Here is a 26,432-nt window from a genome sequence, read left to right on the forward strand (position 1 = left end):
AAAAGGGCAAAGGAAGTTCAGAAAAACCGAATAAGAAACTAAAGTATTCACATTAAAAATTCAAAGAGATGAAAAAGTCAGTTGTTTCCGTAGCCATGTTCCTGATGTTTCTGGGTAGTGCAACGCTCGTAGCAGCACAGACCCCGGCTCCGCAGACTCCCGAGTCGCCGAAGGAACAGCCCGCCGAGCCCGCAAAGGATACCCCGAAAGAGGAGCCCAAGAAAGAGGAACCGAAACAGATTCTTTTCTCGGTGGCCCAGGAGCCCGAAGCCGAACCTGCCGATACGACCAAGAAGGCCGAACCCAAGAAGGACGCCGTTCTGATCGCCCAGGAGCCGGCCAAGGAGGCCCCGGCCGATACGGTGAAGAAAGCCGAGCCCGCAAAGGCATCCATCCTGATCGCACAGGAACCAGCCAAGGAGACTCCGGCAGAACCGAAGAAGGAAAAGGACGAACCGGCCAAAACCGATCCGAAAAAGTGTCCCGAATCGGGTATTCTGATCGCACAGGCTCCTCAGGCTCCGGCAGAACCTGCCAAAGAGGCTCCCAAAAAGGATGAACCCAAGAAAGAGGAACCCGCCAAGGAAGCTCCTGCTCCTTCGCTGAGTTAAGGGAAATAAAAAAATCTTCTGTTAAGGATTAAGTGGTAAGAGAGTCTCCGGGAAACCGGAGGCTTTTCTTTTGGAGTATTTGAAAAAATGCGGCGTCATGTCGGGGTGGATGAATATTTATTTGAAAAATTATGGTTTTTTCGATATTTTATTTAAATTTGCGTAAAGGGTTTCCTTCCCGGACGGATTCGTTTAACTTCCACTAAATATCTCTTATTATGGAAACCAAGAAATCGCCCAAAGCCAATCTGCAGAACAAGCGGAAACTGTTTCTCGAGATCGGGCTGATCTTCTCGCTGGGCACGATGATCGCCGCTTTCGGGTATAGTTCGCAGGAGAGTTCCGTACCGACCCGTTTCGGCGACGCTGCGCCGGCGCCGGAAGAGGAGTTGACCGAAATCACCTACCATGAGAAAACGCCCGCTCCGGTCAAACACATTATCCAGGTGTCGCCAGAGTATCTGCGCATCGTGCCGGACAATCAGAAGATCGAGATCGAATACGTGATTGACGAATTTTCGCCGGACGACATCTATGTGCCGGAGGTGGCCGTAGGCCAGGAGGCGACGGTAGAAGAGGATGAGGTTTTCCTGGTGGCCGAGTACATGCCCGAATTCATGGGCGGTGACCTGAACCGATTCCGCAGCTGGGTGTCGGAGCGGCTGTATTATCCGACCGTGGCGGCGGAGAACGGAATCGAAGGTACGGTCCTGCTGACGTTCGTCGTGGAGAAAGACGGTACGCTGGCCCATATCGAGGTGTTGCAGAGCCCCGACCGATCCCTTGCAGAGGAAGCCGTGCGCGTATTGCAGACCTCTCCCAAATGGAAGCCCGGCATGCAGCGGACGACTCCCGTACGGGTAAGGTTTACCCTGCCGCTTCAGTTCCGCCTGCAACATTGACGGAACCCGGTCGAAACCGATTCCTGCCGGATCGGGTGTTACGATAAAAAAGCCGCAGCTCTTCGAACCGAGCTGCGGCTTTTTTGGGGATGTTTGTGTGCCGTTATTTCTGGAGCGCCAGTTCCAGCACGTCGCTGTTGGTGCGTACGTAGTGGAACGTGAGGCCCTTGATATACTCGGGTTTGATCTCGGAGATGTCTTTACGGTTGTCCTCGCTGAGGATGATTTCCTCGATGCCGGCCCGTTTGGCTGCCAGTATCTTCTCCTTGATGCCTCCCACGGGCATCACGCGTCCGCGCAGGGTGGTTTCGCCGGTCATGGCGATCCGGTCTTTGACTTTCCGGCCCGTGTAGGTCGAAACCAGCGAGGTGACCATCGTGATACCGGCGCTCGGACCGTCTTTCGGAATGGCTCCCTCGGGGACGTGTACGTTGATGTCGAACTTCTCGAACTTCTCGCGGTCGATGCCCAGTTCCTCGTAGTGTCCCTTGACCCATTCGAGGGCGATGGTCGCCGACTCCTTCATCACGTCGCCCAGATTGCCCGTCAGGTTGAGGGCTCCTTTGCCCGGAGTGAGGATCGACTCGATGTAGAGAATGTCTCCGCCCACTTCCGTCCATGCCAGTCCGGTCACCACACCCGTGATGCCGCCCACTTCGTACATGTCGTTCTGGAACTTGGGCAGCCCCAGGATTTTCTCCACGTCGGCCGCCGAAATCTGCGGGTCGTACTCTTCGCCGAACCCGATGTTCTTGGCGCGGTGCCGGGCGATCTTGGCCAGCAGTTTGTCCAGCGTCCGCACACCCGATTCGCGTGTGTATTCGGAAATGATCTTTTCGATCACGGCCGGGGCGATCTTCAGCTCCCTGGCCGGAACGCCGTGCGCTTCGAGTTGTTTGGGAAGCAGGTGCTTGCGGGCGATCTCGATCTTGTCCTCGAGGATGTATCCCGGGATGTTTATCATCTCCATCCGGTCGCGGAGGGCCGGATTGATGTTGGCAATGTTGTTGGCCGTGGCGATGAAGAGCACTTTCGACAGATCGTACTCCATGTCGAGGTAGTTGTCGTGGAACGTGGTGTTCTGTTCCGGATCGAGCACCTCGAGCAGGGCCGACGACGGGTCGCCGTGGTTGCCGATGCCTACCTTGTCCACCTCGTCGAGGATGATGACGGGATTCGACGAGCCGCAGCGTTTGATGGTCTGGATGATCCGTCCCGGCATGGCTCCGATGTAGGTGCGGCGGTGTCCGCGGATTTCGGCCTCGTCGTGCAGGCCGCCCAGCGAAATGCGCCCGAATTTGCGCTTGAGCGATTCGGCCACCGACTTGCCCAGCGAGGTCTTTCCCACGCCCGGAGGGCCGTACAGGCAGATGATCGGCGACTTGAGGTCGCCTTTAAGCTTGATGATGGCCAGGTGTTCCAGGATGCGCTCTTTCACCTCTTCCAACCCGAAATGGTCTGCGTCGAGCCGTTTGCGGGCGCGTTGCAGGTCGAGGTTGTCCTTGGTCGTCTCGTTCCACGGCAGGTCGAGCATCAGCTGCAGATAGGTCATCTGCACGGAATACTCCGCCACGGCCGGGTTGAGGCGCTCCAGCTTGCTCACCTCCTTATCGAAAGTCTCGGCCACCTCTTTGCTCCATTTCTTCTTTTTGGCACGGCGGCGCAGTTCGGCGATGTCGTTGTCTACGGGGTCGCCTCCCAGTTCGTCCTGTATGGTGCGGATCTGCTGCTGCAGGAAATATTCCCGCTGCTGCTGGTCCAGGTTCTGCTTCACCTTGCTCTGGATTTCGCTCTTGAGCTCCACGAGCTGCTGCTCGCGGATCAGGATTTCCAGCAGACGGCGGGCACGGGCCAGCAGCCCGGGCGCCTCCAGCAACCGCTGGCGGTCGGCGTCGGCCAGGTCGATGTTCGAACAGATGAAGTTGATGATGCCCCGCTTGCTGTCGATGTTCTTGATGGCGAACGAGGCCTCTTTGGGCATGTTGGGCGAAATGTTGATGATGTTCAGCGCCACGTCCCGGATCGAATCGACCAGCGCGTCGAACTCCACGTTGCCGCGTTCGGGCGCCGAATCCTTCAGGGGATTGACCTTGGCCGTGAAATAGGGGTCGGAAGATAGGAATTCGGTGATCTCGATCTTCTCCAGCCCGTGCAGGATGACGGTCAGGTTGCCGTTGGGCATTTCCAGTATTTTCAGGATGCGGGCGGCGGTGCCGATCTTGTAGATGTCGTCCGGGCCCGGCTGTTCGATGTCTGCCTCCTTCTGGAGGGCGGCGCCGAGGATACCCGCACCGTTCTCCACCTCCCGGATCAGCCGCATGGATTTTTCGCGTCCCACCGTGATGGGGGTGATGGAACCCGGAAAGAGTACCGAGCTGCGCAGGGTGAGGATGGGGAGTTGGTCGGGAATCACCACGTCGGTCGCAATCTCGTCGTCTTCGGTCGAGACGATCGGAATGACCTGATGTTTGCCCTCGAGCATATCTGATATGCCGGCAAACTCCTCGATTTCGTTTTTATGTTTTTTACTCATATTCTGTCTCCTGTGAGGGGCAAAGATAGTGCATTTTTGGCGGAATCGACCGCCTTGCCTCCAAATTCGATAATCACGTTATTAACATTGTCTCCCGCTCCGGACTCCGGCGGACGGCGGAATGACCGGGCCCGGCGTTTGCGGCGTTATCTGTAAACGTTTCCGGAGGGTGAAAAATTGTCTCTGCCCGTTATGTTTATCCGGGCAAAGCACTATCTTTGCAAATTGAATGCAAATATTGAACGACTATGGAGATTGGCGACAAATACGCCCCGGGGCAGATCGAGGGCAAGTGGTACGACTACTGGCTGAAGAACCGATTTTTTCACTCCGAACCGGACGACCGCGAGGCTTATACCGTCGTGATCCCGCCCCCCAACGTTACCGGCATGTTGCACATGGGGCACATGCTCAATAACACCATCCAGGACGTGCTGGTGCGTCGTGCCCGTATGCAGGGCAAAAATGCCTGCTGGGTGCCGGGCACCGATCACGCCTCGATCGCGACCGAAGCGAAGGTGGTGGCCAAACTGAAGGCCGAGGGGATCGAGAAGTCGTCGCTGACGCGCGAGAAGTTTCTCGAATATGCCTGGGAGTGGAAAGAGAAGCACGGGGGGATCATTCTCCGGCAGCTCCGCAAGTTGGGCGCCTCGTGCGACTGGGAGCGGACGAGCTTCACGATGGACGAGCCGCGCAGCCGCAGCGTGCTGAAGGTGTTCGTCGATCTTTACAATAAGGGGAAGATCTACCGCGGGGTGCGGATGGTGAACTGGGACCCGGCCGCGCAGACTGCCCTTTCGGACGAGGAGGTGATCTACAAGGAGTCGAACGGCAAGCTCTACTACCTGCGTTACCGGATCGAGGGCGAGGAGGGTTCCGTGATCGTGGCGACGACCCGTCCCGAGACGATTCTCGGCGATACGGCCCTGTGCGTCAATCCGAACGACCCGCGTTACGCTTCGCTGGAGGGTAAGCGCGTGATCGTGCCGCTGGTGGGGCGCGTGATTCCCGTCATCCGCGACGAGTACGTGGATATCGAGTTCGGAACGGGCGCTCTCAAGGTGACCCCGGCCCACGACGTGAACGACTATATGCTGGGCGAAAAATACAACCTGGAGGCGATCGACATCTTCAACGACGACGGTACGGTCAACGGCAAGGTGGGGCTGTACGTGGGAATGGACCGCTTCGAAGTGCGCCGGCAGATCGAGAAGGACCTCGATGCGGCCGGTCTGCTGGAGAAGGTGGAGGCTTACACCAACAAGGTGGGCTGTTCCGAACGTACGGGCGTGCCCATCGAACCGAAGCTCTCCATGCAGTGGTTCCTGAAGATGGATGAACTGGCTGCCCCGGCCATCCGTGCCGTGATGGAAGACGTCATCGAATTTGTCCCCGCGAAGTATAAAAACACCTACCGCTACTGGATGGAGAACATCAAGGACTGGTGCATTTCGCGTCAGTTGTGGTGGGGGCACCGGATTCCCGCTTATTACCTGCCGGGCGGCGGGTACGTGGTGGCCGAGACGCCCGGGGAGGCGTTGGAACTTGCCCGCCGTAAGAGCGGAAACGACGCGCTGGAGCTCGCCGACCTGCGGCAGGACGAGGATGTGCTTGATACGTGGTTCAGTTCGTGGCTCTGGCCGATCTCCGTTTTCGATGGAATCAACCGGCCGGACAATCCGGAGATCAACTACTACTATCCGACCGTCGATCTGGTGACGGCGCCCGACATCATCTTCTTCTGGGTGGCCCGGATGATCATGGCCGGCTACGAATACCGGGGGGAGAAGCCTTTCGGACATGTATATTTCACGGGAATCGTGCGCGACAAACTGGGCCGCAAGATGAGCAAGCAGCTCGGCAACTCGCCCGATCCGCTCGACCTGATTGCCCGGTACGGTGCCGACGGGGTACGCATGGCCATGCTGCTCTGTTCGTCGGCCGGCAACGATCTGATGTTCGACGAGGCGCTTTGTGAACAGGGACGCAACTTCGGCAACAAGATATGGAATGCCTACCGCCTGGTCCACACATGGGCTGTGGACGACAGACTGCCGCAGTCGGAGAACAACCGGCTGGCCGTGGAGTGGTTCGAGGCCGTGCTCGACCGTGCGATCGCCGAGACGGACGGGGATTTCGCCGCCTACCGGATTTCGGAGGCGCTGATGAAGTTCTACAAACTTTTCTGGGACGATTTCTCGGGATGGTACCTGGAGATGGTGAAACCGGCCTACGGGGAGCCGATCGACCGGGTTACGCTGGATGCGACCCGCGGACTGTTCGAGAAACTGCTCAAGCTGCTGCACCCCTTCATGCCTTTCATCACGGAGGAGATCTGGCAGGACATCGCGCCGAGAAAGGATGGGGAGAGCATCATGATTAGTCCGATGCCCGTGGGGAACGGAGTGCGCGGGGAGATGCTCGCCCGGTTCGACCTTGTGCGCGAGGCGATCACGGGTGTCCGTAATGTGCGCAAGCAGCGGAATATTCCCAACCGGGAGGCTCTCGTGCTGAAAGTGGTGGAGGATGTCAACTATCCCCGCGAGTACGAACCGGTGCTGATGAAGATGGCCAATCTGTCGGCCGTGGAGACCGTCCGGGAGAAAGACCCGCTGGCCGCCGCTTTCCTGGTCAAGACCACGGAGTATTTCGTGCCGATGGAGGGTAAGATCGACGTGGCCTCCGAGTTGAAGAAGATGAACGACGAACTCGCTTATCTGGAAGGGTTCCTCGCTTCGGTGATGAAAAAACTGGGGAACGAACGCTTCGTGCAGAGCGCTCCGCAGAAGGTGGTGGAGAACGAACGGGCCAAAAAGGCCGATGCGGAGGCCAAGATCAAAGCGATCCGGGAACGGATCGGAAGCCTGAAATAGCCGGATATACGGATGCCTGCCGTGCGGGAATGTCGTCCGGGAGGAGGACGTTTCCTGTTGCCGGCGCGGAAGGAAAAGTCCGGTCCGGCAGGAAGTCCCGTTGCAGGGAAAAATGGCGGAAAGAATGAGGGTGCTTTATGATTATCAGACGTTTTCGTCTCAGCGGGTCGGCGGAATCAGCCGTTATTTCGCCCACTTGTACCGGCATGTGCCGGACGGACGGGTCGAGACTTCGCTCTCCCTGCTCTATACGCGGAACGTCTATCTGAAGGGAGAGCGTTTCCCGTTGCAGAACGGATGGGGCGATGTGTTGATCGGCGGACATTTCCGCGATGCGAACAAGCTGTGGTCGAAGGTCCGGATTCGTTTTTCCCGGTACGACATCCTGCACCCCACCTATTACAATCCCTATCTGATTCCGGACGCCGGGGGCCGTACGGTGGTGCTCACGGTGCACGACCTGATCCACCAACTTTTCCCGAACTATTTTCCGGGGGACCGGACGATCGAATGGCAGCGCCGCATGATCCGGCGGGCCGACCGTCTGATCGCCATTTCGGAGAATACGAAGCGGGACCTGGTGGAGCGGATGAAGGTGCCCGAGGAGAAGATCACGGTGATTCACCATGGGCTGATGTTCGACGGTGACGGAGAGGGGCTGTCGGCCCGGGAGCGGGTTGCGGAGCTTCCCGAAAACTACATTCTTTTCGTGGGTGACCGCAGCCGGTACAAGAATTTCGACGGATTCGTCTCCGAAGTGGCGCCGTTGCTTGCGGAGTACGATCTGCGTCTGGTGTGTACAGGGGGGCGGGAGTTTACCGGGGAGGAGCGGACGCTTATCCGTTCGTTCGGGATCGCCGACCGCGTGATCCGGATGACGGTGAGCGATGCCATGCTCGGACGGCTTTACCGGCATGCCGTCTGTTTTGTCTATCCCTCGTTGTACGAAGGGTTCGGGCTGCCCATTCTGGAGGCTTACCGGGCCGGATGCCCGGTCGTGCTGACGCGGGCCAGCTGTTTCCCCGAGATTGCCGGCGATGCGGCCCTCTATTTCGAACCGGGCCGGCCGGGGAGCATGAGGGAGGTCGTGCGGTCGTTGCTGGACGATACGGGGCGGCGGAGGGAACTGTCGGCGGCGGGAACGCGGCGCCTGGCTCTTTTTTCCACGGAAAAAATGGTCGAAAAGACCCGTAACCTCTATCTCAGTCTGGGGTAGGGGAAGTCCGTCCGGATAGCGGAGCGTGTGTTCAATAGGAGGTGTCCCGGCGGGTGTGCCGCCGGATTTTCCGGATATAGGTGATGGTGAACCAGAGCCGGATCAGGCTTTTGGTACGGGCCCAGGAGCGGTCCAGTTCGTTGACCACCCGGATGTTCTCCATCAGTCCGAGGTCCCGCTTGCGGGAGGAGATGCCTTTCTTGTCGAAAATGGCCACCAGGATAGGCATGTGTCCGAACCGGTATTTCTTGTTGTAGCACTGTTTGAAGAACTTCAGGTCGGCGGACATGCGGTAGCGGATGTCGAATCCGATTTCCCGCAGGATTTCGGTCTTCACGAAGGAGGCCTGGTGGCAGAAAAACATGCGGTGTTTGCTGGCCGGACGGTGTTCGGCCTCCTTGCGATGCTGGGTGCCGTCGGGGAAAAGTTCGTAGATGTCGCCGTAGATGATGTCGTAATCCCCCGCTTCGATGAACTCCTTGACCTGCGTCAGCACGGACGGGTCCGTGAAGGTGTCGCCGCTGTTCATGAAATTGATCCACAGTCCTTCGGCCATGGCGATGCCCCGGTTCATGGCGTCGTATATGCCCCGGTCGGGTTTGCTGACGAATTTCGAAACGGAATCTTTATAGCGGTCGATGATCTCCAGTGTGCCGTCCGTCGAACCGCCGTCCACGATGATGTACTCCATGCTGGAGCAGGTCTGGGAAAGGACGCTCCGGATGGTCTGCTCGATGGAATCGGCGCAGTTGTACACGACGGTGATGACGGTGAATAATGGCTTTCCTGTATTCATAAACCTTTCCGTATAGATGGACGATTATGCCATTTGCTGCATTTCGATCAGTTTGCAATAGGTCCCTTTCGCTTCCATCAGCTCGTGATGGGTGCCCGCTTCGGTGATCCGTCCCTGTTCGATCACGATGATCTTGTCCGCGTTGTAGATCGTGCTCAGCCGGTGGGCGATCACGATCGACGTGCGGCCTTCCAGCAGGGAGTTTAGTGCTTCCTGCACGAGTTTCTCGCTCTCGGTGTCCAGCGCCGAAGTCGCCTCGTCCAGAATCAGGATCGAAGGGTTCTTGAGCACGGCACGTGCGATGCTCAACCGCTGCCGCTGTCCTCCCGAAAGTTTCATGCCACGGTCGCCGATATTGGTCTGGTAACCCTGTTCGGTCTCCATGATGAACGCATGGGCGTTGGCGATCTTGGCTGCGTTTTCGATCTCGGCCTGCGTGGCGTCCTGTTTGCCCAGCCGGATATTGTTGGCGATGGTGTCGTTGAAGAGGACGGTCTCCTGGGAGACGATGCTCATCTGGTCGTGGAGGCTCTCCTTGGTGTATTCCTTGATGTTGCGCCCGTCGATCAGAATTTCGCCCGAAGTCACGTCGTAGAAGCGGGGAATCAGGTCCGACAGGGTCGATTTCCCTCCGCCCGAGGGACCGACCAGAGCCACGGTCTCGCCTTTTTTCACCTTGAAGCTGACTCCGCAGATCACCTCCCTGTTGTCGTAGGCGAAATGGACGTCGCGGAATTCGATTTCGTCGTTGAATTCGGTGAGTTTGACCGCGTCGGGACGCTCTTCGATCTGGTTCTTGGTGTCGAGCAGGCTCAGAACGCGTTCACCGGCGGCGATACCCTGGTTGATGTTGCTGAATGCGTCCATGAAGGAGCGAATGGGACGGGTGAGCTGGGTGAAGGCGCCCAGGTAGGCGATGAATCCGCCCACGCTCAGCGACTCCTGCAGCACGAGGTATCCGCCGAAGACCAGCAGACCGCCCGCAGCCATGATCCCCAGGAATTCGCTCATCGGGGAGGCCATCTGCTGGCGTCGTGCCATGGTGCGGGAAATACGTGAAAAAGTGGCGTCGATGAAGTGGAATTTCGACTTGAAATAGCCTTCTGCGTTGTATCCCTTGATGACCTTGATGCCCGAGAGCGACTCGTCCAGCACGGAGGTCATCACGCCGAAGTTCTCCTGCGCCTCTTTGGCCGAACGGCGCAGCTTCTTGACGATCGTGCCGATGATGAGCGCCACGATCGGCAGGTAGATGACGGAGAAGAGCGTGAGGGTCAGCGAAATCTTCATCATCAGGAAGATGTAGAAGATGATGAGGAACGGTTCGCGGAAAGCCACCTGCAGGGTGTTGGTGATGCAGAACTGCACGACGCCCACGTCCGAGGTGATCTTGGCCATGATATCGCCCTTGCGTTCGTTGCTGAAGTACCCGACGTTGAGGCCGATCACATTGTCGTACACGCTGTCGCGCAACTTCTGAAGCGTGTTGATCTTCATGTTTTCGATGTTCCACTGTCCCAGATAGCGGAACAGGTTGCTCAGGAAGGCCGACAGGGAGATGAACACGGCCAGCAGGAAGAGCACGTCCAGTACGTCGTAGTTTTCCCCGAAATAGTTGTAGAGGATATAGTTGACCAGGTCGTTGAAGAACTCCATGTTCAGGGCGAAATGCGGGAATTCCGTCACGTGTTCCAGTACCCGGGTCTTGTCGAAAAGCGTGTTGACGATCGGAATGACCATGGCGAAATTCAGCGTGTTGAAAACCGCATGGAAAAGCGTGTAAAAGAAGTAGGGGATCGCGTATTTTTCGATGGGTTTCGCAAACCCCAGGAGTCTCCAGTAAATGTTCATCCGATAACAGTCTGAAATTAATATGGTGCAAATGTAACCTATTTTATTAATTATTGCTTACTTTTGCGAGTAAAAATCATATTAGCGATACCTCTATGGACATTGTATTAAGCGGCATACGTTCTACCGGACAACTTCATCTGGGGAACTATTTCGGTTCCCTGCGGAATTTCGTCAAGATGCAGCACGATGCGCGCTGCTTCTTCTTCATTGCCGACTACCACTCTCTTACGACGCATCCCGACCCGAAAATGTTGCACGGGAACGTGAAAAACGTGCTGACGGAGTATCTGGCCGCCGGCCTCGATCCCGAGGTGGCCACGATCTACGTGCAGAGCGACGTGCCCCAGATCGCGGAACTGTCGCTGCTGCTGAGCATGCACGCCTATGTGGGTGAACTGGAACGGACCGCTTCGTTCAAGGAGAAAATCCGCAAGCATCCGGACAATATCAATGCCGGCCTGCTCAACTATCCCGTGCTGATGGCGGCCGATATTCTGATCCACCGTGCCACACGGGTGCCGGTGGGCAAGGACCAGGAGCAGCATCTGGAGATGACGCGCCGCTTCGCCCGACGTTTCAACCAGATGTACGGTGTGGAATACTTCCCCGAGAGCATGCCCTACAACTTCGGGCAGGAGCTGGTGAAGATTCCCGGGCTGGACGGTTCGGGAAAGATGGGCAAGAGCGAGGGCAACGGCCTCTTCCTGGTGGATTCGGACGAAGTGATCCGTAAGAAGGTGATGCGGGCCGTGACCGATGCGGGGCCCACGGAGCCGAACACGCCGATGAGCGAGCCTATCGCCAACCTGTTCACCATTCTGAAAGCGGTATCTTCGCCCGATACGGTGCAGTATTTCACGGACAAGTACAATGCGTGCGAAATCCGCTACGGCGACCTGAAAAAGCAGCTGGCCGAAGACATCATCAAGGTGGTGGCTCCGATCCGCGAGAAGATCGACGCGATCAAGGCCGACGACAAATATCTCCACGAGGTGGTGGGCGACGGCGGCCGCCGGGCCCGCGAGAGTGCTTCGAGGACGTTGGCCGACGTGCGTGAGATCATGGGAATCAAACCCTTCTGAGAGGGGCTTCCCCGTCATTCCCGGCCATGAAGTTCCTCGAGACGTTATACCGCTATCTGCTGGTGTTGACCAAACGCCTCTCCAACCGGCAGCTGATGCTGTTGCTGGGGGCGGTCGTCGGTTTGCTGGCGGGTTTCGGTACCTACGTTTTCGAGATGCTGCTCTACTGGATCAAACAGGGGCTGGTGAGCTGGTTTCCGGTGGAGAGCGCCAGTTTCCTTTTCCTGATCTATCCCGTGATCGGTATCATTCTGGCTTCTCTTTTCGTCAAGTACGTCGTCAAGGACAATATCTCGGAGGGGGTGACACGGGTGCTCTACGCCATGTCGAAAAAGGGGTCGCGCATCAGACCGCACAACTGTTACACCTCGATCATCGGCGGAGCCACGACCATCGGTTTCGGAGGTTCCGTGGGGCCCGAGGCGCCGATCGTGCTGACGGGGGCCGCCATCGGCTCCAACGTGGCCTCGTTCATGCGGATGAACTACCGCAATACCACGCTCCTCCTGGGCTGCGGGGCTGCCGGGGCGCTTTCGGCCATCTTCAAGGCACCGATTTCGGGCGTGGTCTTCGTGCTGGAGATTCTGATGCTGGACATTACCGCCGGGTCGATCATCCCGCTTATCATCTCGGCCGTGACGGCCACGTCGCTGGTCTTTTTCCTGAACGGGTTCGACCCGATCCTGGCCGTGGACGTCAACCATACCTTCGCCTTGAAGAACCTGCCCATGTATGTGGCGCTGGGGGTGGTGTGCGGATTGCTTTCCTACTATTTCAAGGCGGTCAACGCCCGGGTAGGCGCCTTTTTCGGGCGTATCTCCTCTCCGTACAGGAAGTGGCTGGTGGGCGGCGTGATCCTGGGCGTGCTGATTTTCGTCTTTCCTCCGCTCTACGGCGAAGGATACGAGGCGTTCACCGACCTGATGCACGGGAATACGGAGACCCTGTTCAATAACTCTCTTTTCTACCGGTTCCGCGATGTGCCGTGGGTGGTGATCCTCTACCTGCTGGCAATCCTCTTTTTCAAGGTGATCGCCATGGCGGCCACCAATGCCGCGGGAGGCGTGGGCGGAACCTTCGCCCCCTCGCTGTTCGTGGGAGCGTTCGCCGGCGGGGCGATGGCATATATCTGCAATTCGATGCTGGGCATGGACCTGCCGCTCGTCTCCTTCACGCTGGTGGGCATGGCGGGCGTCATGTCGGGTGTGATGAATGCCCCGCTCACTTCGATCTTCCTGATCGCCGAACTGTCGAACGGTTACGGTATCTTCGTGCCGCTGATGCTGGCCTCGTCGATCTCCTTCGCTATCGGCTACTATTTCGATCCTTATTCGATCTATACCAAGAAGCTGCACCAGCAGGGAGAGCTGCTCACCCACAACAAGGACCGTTCGGTGATGGTCTTCCTCAATCTGCAGAAGCTGATGGAGACGGATTTCTATCCGATCGGCGAACGGACCACGCTGGGCGACCTGGTGAAACTGATCTCCAGTGTGCGGCGCAACATTTTCCCTGTGGTTTCGGACGACGGGACGCTGAAAGGGGTGGTCCAGCTGGACGACCTGCGGGCCGACATGTTCAACAGTGACAAATACGGTCTGCCCGTGACGCACTACATGATTCCGCCGCCCGACACCATTCTGCCCAATGAGCAGGTGCTGGCCGTGCTGGACCGGTTCGAGGAGAGCAAGGCGTGGATGCTGCCCGTGGTGGACAAGAACGGGAAATACCTGGGCTTTATCTCCAAGTCGCGCATTCTGGCGGCTTACCGCGAACAACTCGTGGCCATCAGCGAGGAGTGACTCCCGCTTTTGCGTTGAAATGCGATAAAATAGCGCCTCGGGGTCTTGGGATTATAAACGGAATTTATAATCTTTGTACTCCGTTATAAGATTCCTACCATGACTATCGTCCAGCTCGAATACCTGTTGGCCGTGGCCAATTGCGGCAGTTTTTCGGTGGCGTCCGAACGTTGTTTCGTCACGCAGCCCTCGCTGAGCATGCAGATCAAGAACCTGGAGGAGGAGTTGGGCGTGATCCTGCTCGACCGTTCCAAGAAGCCCGTGATCCCTACCGAGGCGGGACTCGTGGTGATCCGCAATGCACGCGAGACGCTCAAGGCCTATAACTATATCAAGGAGTCGGTGAGCGAACTCAAGGGGGAGGTGGCAGGAACCATGCGGCTGGGGGTGATTCCGACCGTAGCGCCTTACCTGCTTCACCGGTTCATTCCGGGTTTCGTGAAACGGTATCCGAAGGTGGAGCTCGAAATCCGGGAGATGGTGACCTCCGACATCGTTGCGGCCCTGAACCGAGACATGCTCGATGCGGCCCTTCTGGCCGGGGGAACCTGCCCGGACGGGATCGTCGAACAGGAGTTGTTCGACGACCGTTTCTATGCCTACGTTTCGCCCTCGAACCGCCTGTTCGAGCGCAGCAATATCCGCATCGAGGACATCGACCAGAAGGAACTGCTGCTGCTTGCGGAAGGACACTGCCTGCGCGACCAGATCGTGGAGTTGTGTCAGGCCCGCCGGAGCGTACGCACCTCTTGTCTGTTCGAGTGCGGTTCGCTCGATACACTGATGCGGATCGTCGACAACACATCGGCGATGACGATCATTCCCGAGATGGCGACGCAGTTCATTCCCGCCGAGCGCCGCTGCCAGCTCAAGACGTTGGCCAAAGGTGCCGCCTCGCGGAAGATAGCGATCGCCGTGCGTCGGACCTACGTCAAGGGATCGCTGGTCAATGCCCTGAAAGGTTCGATTTTGAATGCCGTGGGTGTGGCGGCCGGCTGAAAATGTTCCTGTCGCAAAAAGAGCCCGCTATTTCTGCCCGGGTGCCGCGGATTCGCTGAAATCCTCCATCAGCGTGCTGCCCGGTTCGAGCAGCTCCACGGCCCAGAGAGCGCTTAGGGCGGCATATTTGGCGGCTCCGATCGCCTCTCCGTGTACGGGACGGGGCATGTTTTTCGAAAGGTTCTCCATCGAATGGACGTATGTGGGCGATGCGAAGCTCCAGACGTATTTCAGCAGTACGGCCCGCATTGCGGCGTCGCTGCCGAACAGTTCCGCACAGTAGAGCAGCGGAAGCGCCTTCAGCGTGGCCCGGCCTCCCATGTCGTACATATCCAGTTCCCGGCCGCGGTAGAGCCCGGAGAGGAATGTGTCGTGGAGCGTCTCGCGGCAGATTCCTTTCAGTTCCCGGTCCTGCGTGTCGAGGTATATCCAGCACAGTGCTTCGGCCTGGAAGTAGCTGACGGCCGAGAAGCGTCCCCGGGCATAGAATTCGGCGTTGCGGTCGGCTATGCGGCGGAACTCTTTCCGTTCGCTGCCTCCGGCACTCCTGGCGAGCGTGATCTGGGCGCCGAGAATATCCGAAAGCACCCAGGACGGACCGGTCAGACGCTCTTTCCTCCCTGCGGGTCCCAGTCCGTAGAAACCGGGGCGTGCCTCCCCTTTGGCGAACTCTCCGGGGTTTTCGTGACGGAGCCGCTCCGAACGGGCGCTGTCGATGTAGTAGGTCTCCGCCCAGTGGCCGAATTTCGTCAGGGATGAAAGCCATTTCCCGCGTAATGCGGCGTCGTTCACGTAGCGGAGCGATTGTCCGATCGAAATGGCCATCTGTCCGCAGTCGGCTACGTTGTATATCCGGGCGTGTTCTCCGTATCCCATGGGCCAGGCACCGGAAGGAAGCTGACGGTCGGCCAGCATGTCGAAAAAGCGTTCGCCGCAGCGGCGTATTTCCTCCGGAGAGACGGTTTCCCACAAATCGGCATTGCATTTCATGCGGCCGGGGTCCCGGTTCAGCAGGTCGGAGTAGGCGAACATGGCCCGCACGCCGTAGGCATCGCCGAAAAAGTGGTTGCTGATACGCCCGTCGGGGTAGAGCCGCTGGGTGCGGACCATGTGGCGGAGAGCCGTGATCAGGGCGCGTTCCGTGTCGGCCGTGTCGCCCACCGTGTCGCGGCCCTGCGGTGTGGAGCAGACGATCTTCCATTCGAAACGCTTCATCGGAAAATTTTCCGGCACCTCGGGCAGTTCGATACGGTACTGCCGGCAGCCGTAGGGTGTCAGTTTCACCTTCGTTTCGCTGCGCAGGATGCCTCCGAGGTCGGCCGAAAGGGTCGCTTCGGTTTCCCGTCCCAGCGGATTGACGATTTCCGTCAGGAGGACGGGACGTACCCGGCCCTCCTGTTCGAATTCGGTCGTGTTGATGGAGAAGCCCGCGATCCGGGGTGTCTCCGTGATTTTGCGCAGAACCGGCGCGACGATTTCCGCCGCCTCCGGACGGCCGCTTCCGAGCCCGACGAGGGTTATCGAACCGCCGGCGTAGCGCCCCCGTCCGTATTGAACGAATTCGCCCGCACTGCGTCCTTTCCCGTCGGTCAGGAAAGTCACGGTCCGCATCATGCGTGTCTGTTTGTCGCGCACCGATTTCTTGTGGTCCGATCCCGTCGCACTCCCCGGGTGTTCGTAATACAGGGGCGGAACGAGGGTGGCGGAGGTCGTCGTGGATATTCGTCCGGAAAAATAGCGGCCCGTGCTCCGGATGGCGGCATCCCGGACGTACTCTCCCCCGAAGAACGGATCGACGATCCAGGTCGGTGCCGTGATTCCGATCTGTTCGAAGGGGAGACGGAGCTGTTTCAGCCGGGAGGAGGGCGTGTACTCTCCCGTACTGCGTGCCGTCCGCAGGGCGGCGACGTCGAAACTCATGGCCTTTTCCCTCCAGACGGCCATGGTATTCATCCCCATGCGCAGCACGGCGGCCTGCGAGGGGGCGAGCAACGGATAGGGCGTATCGGGGTCGCTCCAGCCGCCGGGCAGGAAGTCGGCCAGAGAAACGGCATATCGCTGCCACAATGTGTCGAGGGGAACGAACGTGTACCATATCTTCCCTTTCCGGTCGGTGATTTCGATCGGCAGAAGGTCCATGTAATGGCTGCCCCGGGCCTCGAATACGAGTGTGTTCTCTCCCGGCGACATGCCCCGGAGCGGAATTTCGAACATGGCGTCGCGCATGCCTCTCCCGGTCGTTTCGAACCGGATACCCCGTTCTCCTTCGTGTTCGATGAGCGTCACGACCGGAGCGTCGACCGAACCTCCCGGCTTGCTCCGTTCGGGCCGGACGACGGCCGGCAGAGTGTCGAATGCGAAGAGCGGCCGGGTCGTTTCGAACCGGGGTTCGTAACGCAGGGCGTCGGCGCCTACCGTTATCAGGTTGCCGCCCGCCCGGAGGAACCGGTCGATCGGTATCCGGAAGTCGGCCGGAAGCGGTTCGTCTCCCGAGAGGATCAGTACGCGGCTCGTACGGATGTCGATGTCTCCGGCATCGGCGACGCTTTTTATCTCGAACGAGGAGGACAGCCGCCGGAGAAAGGCGCGGTCGTCGCCTGCGACCAGCACGGGCGCAGCATGCAGAGCGGAGGCGAGAAAAGCAGACAGGGTGAGAAACAGGAATCGTTGCATGGATTTTCGTTTTGCGGGACCGGCGGGTTCCGGCCGGACCGAGTTTTGCGATGGGGGGGCCGGAACCGTGCGGGGACAGCTCCCGGTGAGAGAATCAGAGGGTTCCGCTGTTGGTGTCGTCCAGCGCGTGGAAATACTTTTTGCGGTATTGGGACGGTGTGATTCCCTTGTAACGTATGAATACCCGCGAGACATTCTTGTAGTCATCGAAACCGCACGAAGCGGCGATACTCTCCACCGACCTGTTGGTGGTGATCAGCTCTCCGGCGAACCGTTCGATCCGGGTCTTTTGCAGAAACTGGTAGATCGACATACCCGTGTTCGCCCGGAACCGTTTTTCGAAGACCCGTCTCGACAGCGGAACGAGTTCCAGCAGGTCCGATACCGTGATATGACTGGCGTAATGAGCCTCGATGTACTCCACTGTTTTCATGATGTACTTGTCCTCGATCACGTAAGCCTGGGTCGACTGGCGGGTGAGTACCTGCACGGGACTGACCATGATGTCGAACGGGGTCTTCACCTTTTTGTTGATCAGGTCGTGCAGGACTTTCGCCGCCACGTACCCTCCGTTTTCGGCGTCGATCACGATCGAGGAGAGGGGCGGATTGGAGATGTTGCAGAGCAGTTCGTCGTTGTCCACGCCGAGGATCGCCACGTCGCCGGGAACCGGCAGGTCGTACATCCGGCAGGTTTCGGAGATTTGCAGGGCAAAGTAGTCGTCGCAGGTGAATACGGCCACCGGTTTGGGCAGCGACTTGAGCCAGGCGCCCAGAACTTCCGGATTGTAGATCCACTGTGTGCGCGAGTAGGAGGGTTCGAAGAAGGTGAGCAGCTCGAAGCCGTTCTCTTTCAGACGCTCTTCGAAGCCCATACCCCTCTCCCGCGACCAGATCGTGTCGTGAGTGCCGTAGTAGGCGAAATGGGTGTATCCCTTCCGGATGAAAAACTCCGCGGCGAGGCGGCCCGTTCCCACGTAGTCGCCCGTCAGGTTGCAGATGCCGGGCATCCGTTCCCGGTAGTTCTGCACGATGATCGGAATGTGCAGCGTGTCCTGCAGCGAACTGATGTCGATGTCGGAGAGTTGGGCGATGATGGCGTCGGCGTTCCATTTGCGGGCCCACTCCATGATGCCCTTCTCTCCGTGCATGACGCGGTAGTATAAAGGTATCCGGTGGAACGTCCAGCCTCCCACCTCCTGGGCGTATCGGACGATACCCCGCAGCAGGTTGCGGCTGTAACCGCTCGAGAAGTCGGTGAGCACCAGAACCTTTATCATGTCGTTGTGAGCCTATTTGTATTTTTCGGCGGCCTTCATGGCCTTCTTGTAGTTGGTCTTGAACACCTCTTCCGTCGAAACGGGTACTCCGCCTTTGGCCTTGCTGACATTCGACGCCTCCATGAAGGTGAAAATGGCCAGCGTCTCCTTTTCGCTCACCGGAGCGACGCCCGTGTCGAAGAATTTGATGATCTGTTTCACGAGGGCGTCGTAGGGAACTTTCGAGCCGAGGGGATGCGCACCGCTGGCGGTGAAGGCGAATCCTCCGTAGGCGGGTTTGCCGGTCACGTTGCCCCGGAACGTTCCGAGACGTCCGTCCTCCCAGCGTCCGACGACGATGTCGGTCTCCGGGGCCGACGTACGGGTCACCTCCACGCAGCCCGGACCCATTACCGTGAACAGGGCCTCGATGGCATGGATGCCGTACCACGAGAAGTCGGGATGGCTGGGTTCGGGTTTCGAGGGACCGAAGCTGTCCGCTCCAAGAATCTTGCCAGCCGACCCTGCGGCCAGTGCCTGTGTTTCGGGCGTGTAGCGCAGCGAGGAGGAGGAGAAACATTTCGCATGGTAGTGCCGGGCGAGTTCGAAGATGGCGATGGCATCCTGGAGCGAGGCGCCGATGGGTTTGTCGATGAAGACGGGTTTGCCGGCCTTGAATACTTTGGCGGCCTGTTCCAGATGGATCGTACCGTCGTTGCTCTCCAGCAGGATATAGTCCGACATGGCGATCAGTTCGTCGATCGAATCCACGATCTTGACCCCGTATTTCTGTACGTCTTTCGTGAAGCGGGGAATACGTTCGTAGCTCGCTTTGATCGTTTTCGAACCATAGGGGTAGGCCGCCACTACCTGATAGGCACCGAAGCCGGGCAGTTCCTCCGTTTTGCTGTTGATCAGTTTCGTGAAGGCGGGACTGTGCGAAGTGTCGAGACCGATGATGCCGATCTTCTTTACCTGGGCCATCGCTCCTGCGCAGACGAACATCGCCGCGAGGAACACCGAAATCAATTTGTTCTTCATGATTTAAGGCTGATTAGAAAGATGGAAAATAGTTTTTCCAAAAGTACTCAGGCTTATTTCTGTAAATCCCCCATAATGCGAATAATTGTCTTCATAAAGCGTTTAAGTGCATCGGGGGTGGAGGCTTTGCGCAATGAAATTCTTATTCTTCAGAATGCAAATATCGGATCGTTACCGATGTCGTAAACGTTCCTCCGGAGAGTGGGGGTACAGTGGTTTGAAAATGTAATATGATATGTTTATGGTTGATAATCTGTGTTTTGTGTTTTCATGTCGGTGTGTTCGCGCGTTTGAGAAGGGACGGGAATTGCGGAAAAGTATCGTATAAATCCGCTGGTCTTCCTTTTGGGGTGTTAAAAGACGTGTTGTGAGGGTATTGATTCGCAAAGTGAGGCAATGCGTATGGGTTGGTTATGTACTTTTGAGCATGGAGGAATGTCTCTCCGCATGAAGAACCTGCGGCGCTTTCGGGCGACGCTTTAGATACATGATTTTCTGATGCCTAAACTTTAACTTGTTCCGTATGAAAAACAAATGGCCCTTGCTTGTTCTTGGGATTCTGCTGTGTGTCGCCGATCTTTCCGCACAGAACCGGAAGGTGACCGGTAGGGTTACCAATGCTTCCGACGGGTCGCCGGTCATCGGCGCCACCGTGATTGCCCGCGAGTCGAAGCGGGGAACCTCCACTACCCATGACGGAAAGTTCACCCTTTCCGTCGCATCCTATGACAAAAACCTGGAAGTTTCGTTTCTGGGAATGAAAAAGGTCTCGGTCGCCCTGACCGCCTCCAAATCCGTTTACGACGTGGTGCTGGAGGAGGAGTACAGCGACCTGGACGCCATCGTGGTCACCGGATACGGTTCGCAGCGCAAGCGCGACGTGACCGGTGCCATCACGTCGCTGACCGCTAAGGATATCGAGAAGAATGCGGGCGGCAATATCAACACGGCCCTGCAGGGAAAGATTCCCGGAATGCAGATCATCACGACCTCGGGCGAGCCCGGTGCGGGTGCCAATATTTCGATCCGCGGCCTCTCCTCGATCAACGGGAATAACGAGCCTCTGTATATTATAGACGGTGTGCAGATTGAGTCGGGGAACGTTTCCTCTCTGGACGGCGACGCTTCGTTCAGCCCGATGGCCGGCCTTGATATCAGCGATATCGAGTCGATCGAGGTGCTCAAGGACGCCGCTTCCGCCGCTATCTACGGATCGAAGGCCGCCAACGGCGTCATCATCATCACGACCAAGGGCGGGCAGAAACTCGGGATATCGGAGCCTGTGGTCAATGTCAGCCACACGTCGTCGATCGTGACCAACTCGCGCAACCTCGATGTGCTGAATGCACGGGAGTTCCGGGAAGTGTACGTTCAGTCCCGGCTCAATAACGGGAACGACCGTCCGACCAACGACTGGATCGTGAATCCCAACAATCCGATGTATCTGCGCAGTACCGACTGGCAGGACCTGATGTTCCGCACGGTCTATCAGCACCGGGAAAATATCAGTCTGAGGGGAAGCAGCAATAATTTTTCGTACAGCCTCTCCCTCAGCTACAAGGACCAGAAGCCGACGGTGATCGAGACCAAATACCGCCAGTACAACGGCCGGGCCAACTTCACCTATAAGATGAACAAGTGGCTGAAGGGTTACACCAGCGTGTCGTATGCCAATCAGGATTACAACCGGGTTCTGAGCGGAAATTCGCTCACCAGTGTGATAAGCACGATCGTGAAGACGAACCCCTGTTATTCTCCCTACGATTTCGAAACGGGCGAACTGGTCGATTACCTCGGAAAGAAGGAGACCCGTAACCCGATCGCCATGGCCAAGTACATTCCCTACAATTTCAGTCGGGAGTGGACGATCATCAGCCAGAATTTCGATTTGACGCTTGCCAAAGGACTGGTGCTCCGCATTTCCGGTTCGATGGACAAGGACAACACCCTGCAGGAGTCCTATTTCCCGAAACGCTTCGATCAGACCAGTACGAATCCCATGGATAAGGGACGTTACAGGGACCAGCAGACGACGAAGCTCTCTACGGAGGACTATCTGACCTATAATTACAAGAAGGGAGACCACCGTCTTTCGGTGATGGTGGGTATGTCGATTTCGAAATACTCCAGTAAGAGGACGACGCTCAACGGAGAGGATTATATCGACTCGGAGATTCACAATATCCAGAACGCCGGGAAGATGACCAATCCTCCTTCGGTGACCGAGTCCGAGTATGCCGAACTCTCTTTCTACGGCCGGGTGAATTATACGCTGAAAGACCGTTATATCGCCTCCTTCACCCTGCGCCGGGACGGTTCGTCGCGGTTCGGTAAGGACAACCGGTTTGGCAACTTCCCCGCCGCCCAGCTTGGCTGGCGTTTCTCGGACGAGAAGTTCATGCGGTGGGCCAAGAAGAACGATGTGCTCTACGATGCCAAGTTGCGTCTGACCTGGGGTACGACGGGTAACAACTCGATCGGGAACTATGCCGCGCTCGGGTCGTTCAAGGCCGCTACGAGCCAATACGACGGCAGTCCCGCCGTGCTCTATTCTGCCGTGCCCAATCCCAATCTGAAATGGGAAAAGACCACGCAGTACAATGTGGGTCTCGACCTCTCCTTCTTCGCCGGACGGATGAACATCACGGCCGACGCCTATATCAAGAAATCGAAAGATCTGCTCTTCAACTTCCCCGTTTCCTATTATACGGGTTTCTCGACCATTGCGATGAACTACGGAGACCTGGACAACAAGGGTCTGGAGTTCCTGCTGGAGACGGTCAACCTGAAGGGCGGCAAGAACAAACTCCGCTGGAATTCGTCGTTCAACATTTCGTTCAACCGAAGCAAGGTGGGGCGTCTGCCGGGTAACGAGCCTCTCGAACTCGAAACAGCCATTGCCCTGCAGGGTGCTCCGGTCGGTCTGTTCTACGGGCATAAGGCGTTGGGTGTGTATGCCTATACGGCGGACAACGTTTACAAGTATGACGAACAGACCGGCGAGGCGATTCCTTACCGGAAAGGTTCTGCCGAAGGTAATGCTTTCCGGGGTGGTGACGTACACTGGTACGATGCGGACGGCAACGGAATCATCGACGACGACGACCGGATGGTGATCGGCGACCCGAACCCCAAGTTCATCGGCGGTTTCGGCAATACCTTCTCCTGGAAGGGCTTCGCGCTCAATATCCTGTTTCAGTGGAGCTACGGAAACGATGTGTTGAACGAGTTCCACCGCGACCGTGATGCCATGAAGTATACCCGAAATACCAGCCGCCGCGTGCTGGGAGCCTGGAAGAAGGAGGGCGACGTGACCGACGTGCCGATGGTGCGTTATTCCGACCCGATGGAGAACTACCGTGTATCGTCCATGTGGGTGGAGGACGGTTCCTACCTGCGTCTGAAAGACCTGACGCTTTCCTACGTGCTCAAACCCAAAAAATACATCAAGACGCTCAAAGTCAGTTTTACGGCAACGAACTTGTTGACGTGGAGCAACTATTCGGGATATGACCCCGAGGTCAATACCTCCACTTCACCCTTTGTTTTGGGTGTCGACAATGGAGCCTATCCTAAGGCCCGGTCTTTCAATTTCGGTATCGAGGCTACGTTCTAATCCTGTTAATAGAAAAAGAAATGAAAAAGATAACGTATATCATTGCCGGTTTTTCCGCGCTCTTCTGCTCGTGCAGCATTTTGGACATCGAGCCGGCGTCCGAATGGGGCGGTACCAGTATGCCTACGGAGCAGAGTCATATCGAAGCGATTCTCAACGGAGGATATCAACGGCTTTGTTCTGCGCTCCAATCCGGATTCGTCTATTACGGCGATGCGCGGGCCGATGTCTATTATACGAACAGTACGTCGGCCGTGACTGCCGACAAGATCGTGCGCAGCAACTTGGAGATAAATTTATCGCAGGCCAGCTGGACGAATTTCTATCAGGTAGTGAAGCAGGCCAACCTGAATATCTACTACATTCCGCGAATGGTGTCGGAAGGAACGCTCGATGCCGCGAATGTGAACGATCTGCTGGGGCAGTCCTACTGTCTGCGGGCGATGGCTTATTTCTGGATCGTCCGTATCTGGGGCGATGCGCCGCTGGTGACCGTCCCCGTCTTTTCCGCCAATGACGATTTCGACATGCCGCGCAGCCCGGTCGATGACGTGTTCGTCCAGATTCACAAGGACCTCGATTCGGCCTATGTCTATCTGACCGATCCTGCCAGCTCGAAATACCAGAAGTCCGTTACCCGGTTTACCCGGCCGGCCTCCCAGGCGCTGAAGGCGCAGGTGTATATGTGGCAGAAAGAGTATGCCCTGGCGCTGAAGGAGTTGAACGACGTGATCGACAAAGGCGGTTATTCGCTCGAAAAACTGTACGATGCCTCGCTCGAGGCGGCTGATACGGATAATTTCCGGAATGAAATAGCGAAGACCGGGTTCAGCAAGATGTTCAACGCCGAGCAGAGTTCCGGGTCGACGGAGTCTATCTTCGAACTCTCCTTCAGCACGTCGGACGGCGACACCAACAATGCCTTCGATTCTTTCTGGACGGCTACGACGGCGACATTCATGGTCCGGGAGGATTTCGTCAATTTCCTCAAGGAGAATACGGCGGATCTGAGGTACTATGCCTCGGTCGCCAAGAAAGGAAGCAACGGGAAGTCCCGGTGCAAGAAACTGGTGATGAATTACACGAGAGGGGATGCCCGGAATATCATCCTGATGCGTCTGGGCGATATGCTGCTGCTTCGTGCCGAAGCGCGGCTCGGACTGGTGGAGGACGATGTCCTGTCCCAGACCCAGGCCGACGAGATCATGGCCGACATCAATGCCATTATGGTGCGCGCTGCGGGCCCCGACGCTGAGATGTTTTACGACAAGGATGGTGAGGGCTATAAGGATTGGAGTAAAGAAGAGTTCGTCGAGCTGTTGAAGTCGGAGAGAAGAAAAGAGCTCGCTTTCGAGGGGCACCGCTGGTTCGATCTGGTGCGCTGGGGCGATGTGAACAATGCGCTTGGGGCTATGGAACCGGCCGTAGATGCCACCTATGTGTTCGATACGGGCGGGTTCACCATCGACGAGCGGGCCATCGTTTGGCCGATCCATATCAACGAGATCCGTCGCAGCAAGTATATCGAACAGAATGAATACTACAAGTAACGGTCATTCGCAACGAAAAAAACGAGGAAAAATGAGAAGATTCAAAGCCATATTGCTTGTCGCCTGTGTCCTGGGGTTCGGCAGTTGCGACAAATTGATGACGTATTATGATATAGATACGGACGCTTACGCCTATGCGGATCAGACGATTCTGGAATATTTCGAAAGCGGGGTCGATCCCGCCTGCACCGACTTCTGTCGTGCGGTGCGCCTGGCGGGGCTCGAAAGCGAGATCGAAGCGGGAGGACGTACCTGCATCATCCCCAACAACGATGCTTTCGCGGAATTTCTCAGCCAGGCGGGCTGTGAGTCGGTCGATGCCGTACCGGCTCCCGTGCTGCGCGACCTGCTGCTCTATCTGATATTTCCCGGAGACTACCGGTCGACCAATATGGAGCCCGGAGCCAATTACAGACAGATATCGCTGCGCGGCGACTCCATCTTTATCGGCCGCAGCGAGAGTGCGCAGACCTACCGGGTGTATGTCAATGCCGTCTCCCGCATGGAGAGCATTACCGTCACCCAGCAGGACTACCTGTTCAAGAACAATATGATCGGACAGGTGGTGGGCAAGATGCCCCTTTACAAGGTGGAGCTTCCCGCGACCGATTCCGTTCCGGAAGGTTACGAGCCGGAAGGAGTGCAGACTGCGAAAATCGATGTGTCGGATGATACGTGTATCTATACTTACGGTTCACAGAAAGATACCAACTTCAATAATCATGCGTACGGTGTCCGGTTGATTTATCGGAGTAGTTCTTACGCGTATGGGTTGATGCGGTTTCCGCTTCCCGATCTGGCTATAGTCGAAGATTTGGTTTCCGCCCAATTGGTGATGAATGTCACACAGTTGGGGAACTATACTGAGGGTACAGAATGTAAGGTGTCTGTTTCCGAGGCTAATCCTCTCGTTTGGAATCAGTGGACAGAGAGTTCGGCGACCTGGAATAATGTCGTGAGGGATTTGTTGGGAACCGCTTCGACCGCCCACCGGAATCTGCCGAAAACTCTGGCGGGTGAGGCTGCTTTCGTCGTAGGTCCTTCTGCCGATGTGGAGATTGCTGCCGACATTACGGCCTCCGTGCTGAAATACTACGAATTGGATAGTACGTATGTAGATTATGTCTTGTCCGACGGCAGTGCGAAAGCCGGTTCGAAAGGTGTCGAGATACGTCTGAAAGACAAGGATTACTATAAATTTACCAGTTATATCCTGTTGACCGGACCGGCCGAATCGCCGCTGACGGTACGGTATAACAACCCTCTGGTGACGACGGGAACGTCCACGGTGTTCGGTACCGAGACGCTGATGATCGATCCTCCCGCCGATCCCGGCCAGTTCGATTTCTCCGCCAGGAATGTCATCCTGCAGCTTTCCGACCTGCCCGCCAAAGGCGTTCTCACGCTTTACGGGGTGCCTGTTCAGAAAAATCAGAAATTCACCCTGCAGGAGATGGAAAAGGGTTTCGTACGGTATGTACGGACGGAAGAGGGCGCCGATGAATTTAAGTTGAAGGTGCTCGATTATCTCAACGGCATGATGGCCGAAAAGGTGACCATTACGGTACAGTAAAATAATTAATTTTGGGAGACAGGGGCGGGAAGTGCCCGCCCCTGTCGTTGTAG

General features: G+C 57.2%; 16 protein-coding genes. 10 read left to right on the plus strand and 6 right to left on the minus strand.

From position 1 onward, the window contains the following. Positions 1–68: 68 nt before the first annotated feature. Positions 69–611, plus strand: coding sequence for a prolipoprotein diacylglyceryl transferase (locus tag INF32_RS00145; RefSeq protein ID WP_226386391.1), 543 nt, complete (start codon positions 69–71; stop codon positions 609–611). A gap of 218 nt (positions 612–829) precedes the next feature. Then, a complete protein-coding gene (locus tag INF32_RS00150) occupies positions 830–1,513 on the plus strand; it encodes an energy transducer TonB (RefSeq protein WP_226386392.1) in 684 nt (227 codons plus the stop codon). Positions 1,514–1,616: 103 nt separating this feature from the next. Here INF32_RS00150 and lon read toward each other — a convergent pair whose 3' ends face one another. After that, the gene (gene lon / locus INF32_RS00155) at positions 1,617–4,046 is read right to left on the minus strand and encodes an endopeptidase La (protein WP_226386393.1); all 2,430 of its coding nucleotides are present in this window, start codon (positions 4,044–4,046) and stop codon (positions 1,617–1,619) included. 248 nt (positions 4,047–4,294) lie between these two features. On the opposite strand from lon, the gene INF32_RS00160 reads away from it, so the two are divergent. Next, positions 4,295–6,919 (plus strand): valine--tRNA ligase, encoded by a 2,625-nt coding sequence (locus INF32_RS00160; protein ID WP_226386394.1) that lies wholly within the window; start codon positions 4,295–4,297, stop codon positions 6,917–6,919. Between the two features lie 124 nt (positions 6,920–7,043). Next, positions 7,044–8,135, plus strand: coding sequence for a glycosyltransferase family 4 protein (locus INF32_RS00165; protein WP_226386395.1), 1,092 nt, complete (start codon positions 7,044–7,046; stop codon positions 8,133–8,135). A gap of 31 nt (positions 8,136–8,166) precedes the next feature. On the opposite strand, the gene INF32_RS00170 is transcribed toward INF32_RS00165, so the two are convergent. After that, a complete protein-coding gene (locus tag INF32_RS00170) occupies positions 8,167–8,931 on the minus strand; it encodes a glycosyltransferase family 2 protein (RefSeq protein WP_226386396.1) in 765 nt (254 codons plus the stop codon). A 24-nt stretch (positions 8,932–8,955) separates the two neighbouring features. Next, complete coding sequence (locus INF32_RS00175; protein ID WP_226386397.1) at positions 8,956–10,782, minus strand: ABC transporter ATP-binding protein; 1,827 nt, start codon at positions 10,780–10,782, stop codon at positions 8,956–8,958. 95 nt (positions 10,783–10,877) lie between these two features. On the opposite strand from INF32_RS00175, the gene trpS reads away from it, so the two are divergent. The 3 genes from trpS (at position 10,878) to INF32_RS00190 (ending at position 14,668) form a co-directional block, all read left to right on the plus strand. Next, positions 10,878–11,867, plus strand: coding sequence for a tryptophan--tRNA ligase (gene trpS / locus INF32_RS00180; protein WP_226386398.1), 990 nt, complete (start codon positions 10,878–10,880; stop codon positions 11,865–11,867). A gap of 26 nt (positions 11,868–11,893) precedes the next feature. Next, entirely contained in the window at positions 11,894–13,669 is a 1,776-nt protein-coding gene (locus INF32_RS00185; protein ID WP_226386399.1) for a chloride channel protein, read from the plus strand. 99 nt (positions 13,670–13,768) lie between these two features. Next, complete coding sequence (locus INF32_RS00190; RefSeq protein ID WP_226386400.1) at positions 13,769–14,668, plus strand: hydrogen peroxide-inducible genes activator; 900 nt, start codon at positions 13,769–13,771, stop codon at positions 14,666–14,668. Between the two features lie 27 nt (positions 14,669–14,695). Here the strand turns inward: INF32_RS00190 and INF32_RS00195 are convergent, their stop codons facing one another. The 3 genes from INF32_RS00195 to INF32_RS00205 all read right to left on the minus strand — a co-directional run bounded on the left by INF32_RS00195 (position 14,696) and on the right by INF32_RS00205 (position 19,640). Further along, complete coding sequence (locus INF32_RS00195) at positions 14,696–17,341, minus strand: hypothetical protein (RefSeq protein WP_226386401.1); 2,646 nt, start codon at positions 17,339–17,341, stop codon at positions 14,696–14,698. 94 nt (positions 17,342–17,435) lie between these two features. Then, complete coding sequence (locus INF32_RS00200) at positions 17,436–18,620, minus strand: AraC family transcriptional regulator (protein ID WP_226386402.1); 1,185 nt, start codon at positions 18,618–18,620, stop codon at positions 17,436–17,438. 12 nt (positions 18,621–18,632) lie between these two features. Further along, a complete protein-coding gene (locus tag INF32_RS00205; RefSeq protein WP_226386403.1) occupies positions 18,633–19,640 on the minus strand; it encodes a Gfo/Idh/MocA family protein in 1,008 nt (335 codons plus the stop codon). A gap of 523 nt (positions 19,641–20,163) precedes the next feature. On the opposite strand from INF32_RS00205, the gene INF32_RS00210 reads away from it, so the two are divergent. Genes INF32_RS00210 through INF32_RS00220 form a run of 3 tightly spaced genes read left to right on the plus strand, consistent with a single transcriptional unit; the run spans position 20,164 to position 26,379 of the window. Then, positions 20,164–23,256, plus strand: coding sequence for a SusC/RagA family TonB-linked outer membrane protein (locus INF32_RS00210; protein ID WP_226386404.1), 3,093 nt, complete (start codon positions 20,164–20,166; stop codon positions 23,254–23,256). A gap of 20 nt (positions 23,257–23,276) precedes the next feature. Further along, complete coding sequence (locus tag INF32_RS00215) at positions 23,277–24,806, plus strand: RagB/SusD family nutrient uptake outer membrane protein (protein WP_226386405.1); 1,530 nt, start codon at positions 23,277–23,279, stop codon at positions 24,804–24,806. A gap of 31 nt (positions 24,807–24,837) precedes the next feature. After that, positions 24,838–26,379 (plus strand): fasciclin domain-containing protein, encoded by a 1,542-nt coding sequence (locus tag INF32_RS00220; protein WP_226386406.1) that lies wholly within the window; start codon positions 24,838–24,840, stop codon positions 26,377–26,379. The last annotated feature ends 53 nt before the right edge of the window (positions 26,380–26,432 follow it).

This window comes from Gallalistipes aquisgranensis (assembly GCF_014982715.1).
GTDB classification, from domain to species: domain Bacteria; phylum Bacteroidota; class Bacteroidia; order Bacteroidales; family Rikenellaceae; genus Gallalistipes; species Gallalistipes aquisgranensis.

Excerpts from the sequence above, each read along its gene's own strand:
- lon (WP_226386393.1), bottom strand. The coding sequence starts at position 4,046 with ATGAGTAAAAAACATAAAAACGAAATCGAGGAGTTTGCCGGCATATCA.
- INF32_RS00165 (WP_226386395.1), top strand. The coding sequence starts at position 7,044 with ATGAGGGTGCTTTATGATTATCAGACGTTTTCGTCTCAGCGGGTCGGC.
- INF32_RS00190 (WP_226386400.1), top strand. The coding sequence starts at position 13,769 with ATGACTATCGTCCAGCTCGAATACCTGTTGGCCGTGGCCAATTGCGGC.
- INF32_RS00170 (WP_226386396.1), bottom strand. The coding sequence starts at position 8,931 with ATGAATACAGGAAAGCCATTATTCACCGTCATCACCGTCGTGTACAAC.
- INF32_RS00215 (WP_226386405.1), top strand. The coding sequence starts at position 23,277 with ATGAAAAAGATAACGTATATCATTGCCGGTTTTTCCGCGCTCTTCTGC.
- INF32_RS00160 (WP_226386394.1), top strand. The coding sequence starts at position 4,295 with ATGGAGATTGGCGACAAATACGCCCCGGGGCAGATCGAGGGCAAGTGG.
- INF32_RS00195 (WP_226386401.1), bottom strand. The coding sequence starts at position 17,341 with ATGCAACGATTCCTGTTTCTCACCCTGTCTGCTTTTCTCGCCTCCGCT.
- INF32_RS00220 (WP_226386406.1), top strand. The coding sequence starts at position 24,838 with ATGAGAAGATTCAAAGCCATATTGCTTGTCGCCTGTGTCCTGGGGTTC.
- INF32_RS00185 (WP_226386399.1), top strand. The coding sequence starts at position 11,894 with ATGAAGTTCCTCGAGACGTTATACCGCTATCTGCTGGTGTTGACCAAA.
- trpS (WP_226386398.1), top strand. The coding sequence starts at position 10,878 with ATGGACATTGTATTAAGCGGCATACGTTCTACCGGACAACTTCATCTG.
- INF32_RS00175 (WP_226386397.1), bottom strand. The coding sequence starts at position 10,782 with ATGAACATTTACTGGAGACTCCTGGGGTTTGCGAAACCCATCGAAAAA.
- INF32_RS00150 (WP_226386392.1), top strand. The coding sequence starts at position 830 with ATGGAAACCAAGAAATCGCCCAAAGCCAATCTGCAGAACAAGCGGAAA.
- INF32_RS00205 (WP_226386403.1), bottom strand. The coding sequence starts at position 19,640 with ATGAAGAACAAATTGATTTCGGTGTTCCTCGCGGCGATGTTCGTCTGC.
- INF32_RS00200 (WP_226386402.1), bottom strand. The coding sequence starts at position 18,620 with ATGATAAAGGTTCTGGTGCTCACCGACTTCTCGAGCGGTTACAGCCGC.
- INF32_RS00210 (WP_226386404.1), top strand. The coding sequence starts at position 20,164 with ATGAAAAACAAATGGCCCTTGCTTGTTCTTGGGATTCTGCTGTGTGTC.
- INF32_RS00145 (WP_226386391.1), top strand. The coding sequence starts at position 69 with ATGAAAAAGTCAGTTGTTTCCGTAGCCATGTTCCTGATGTTTCTGGGT.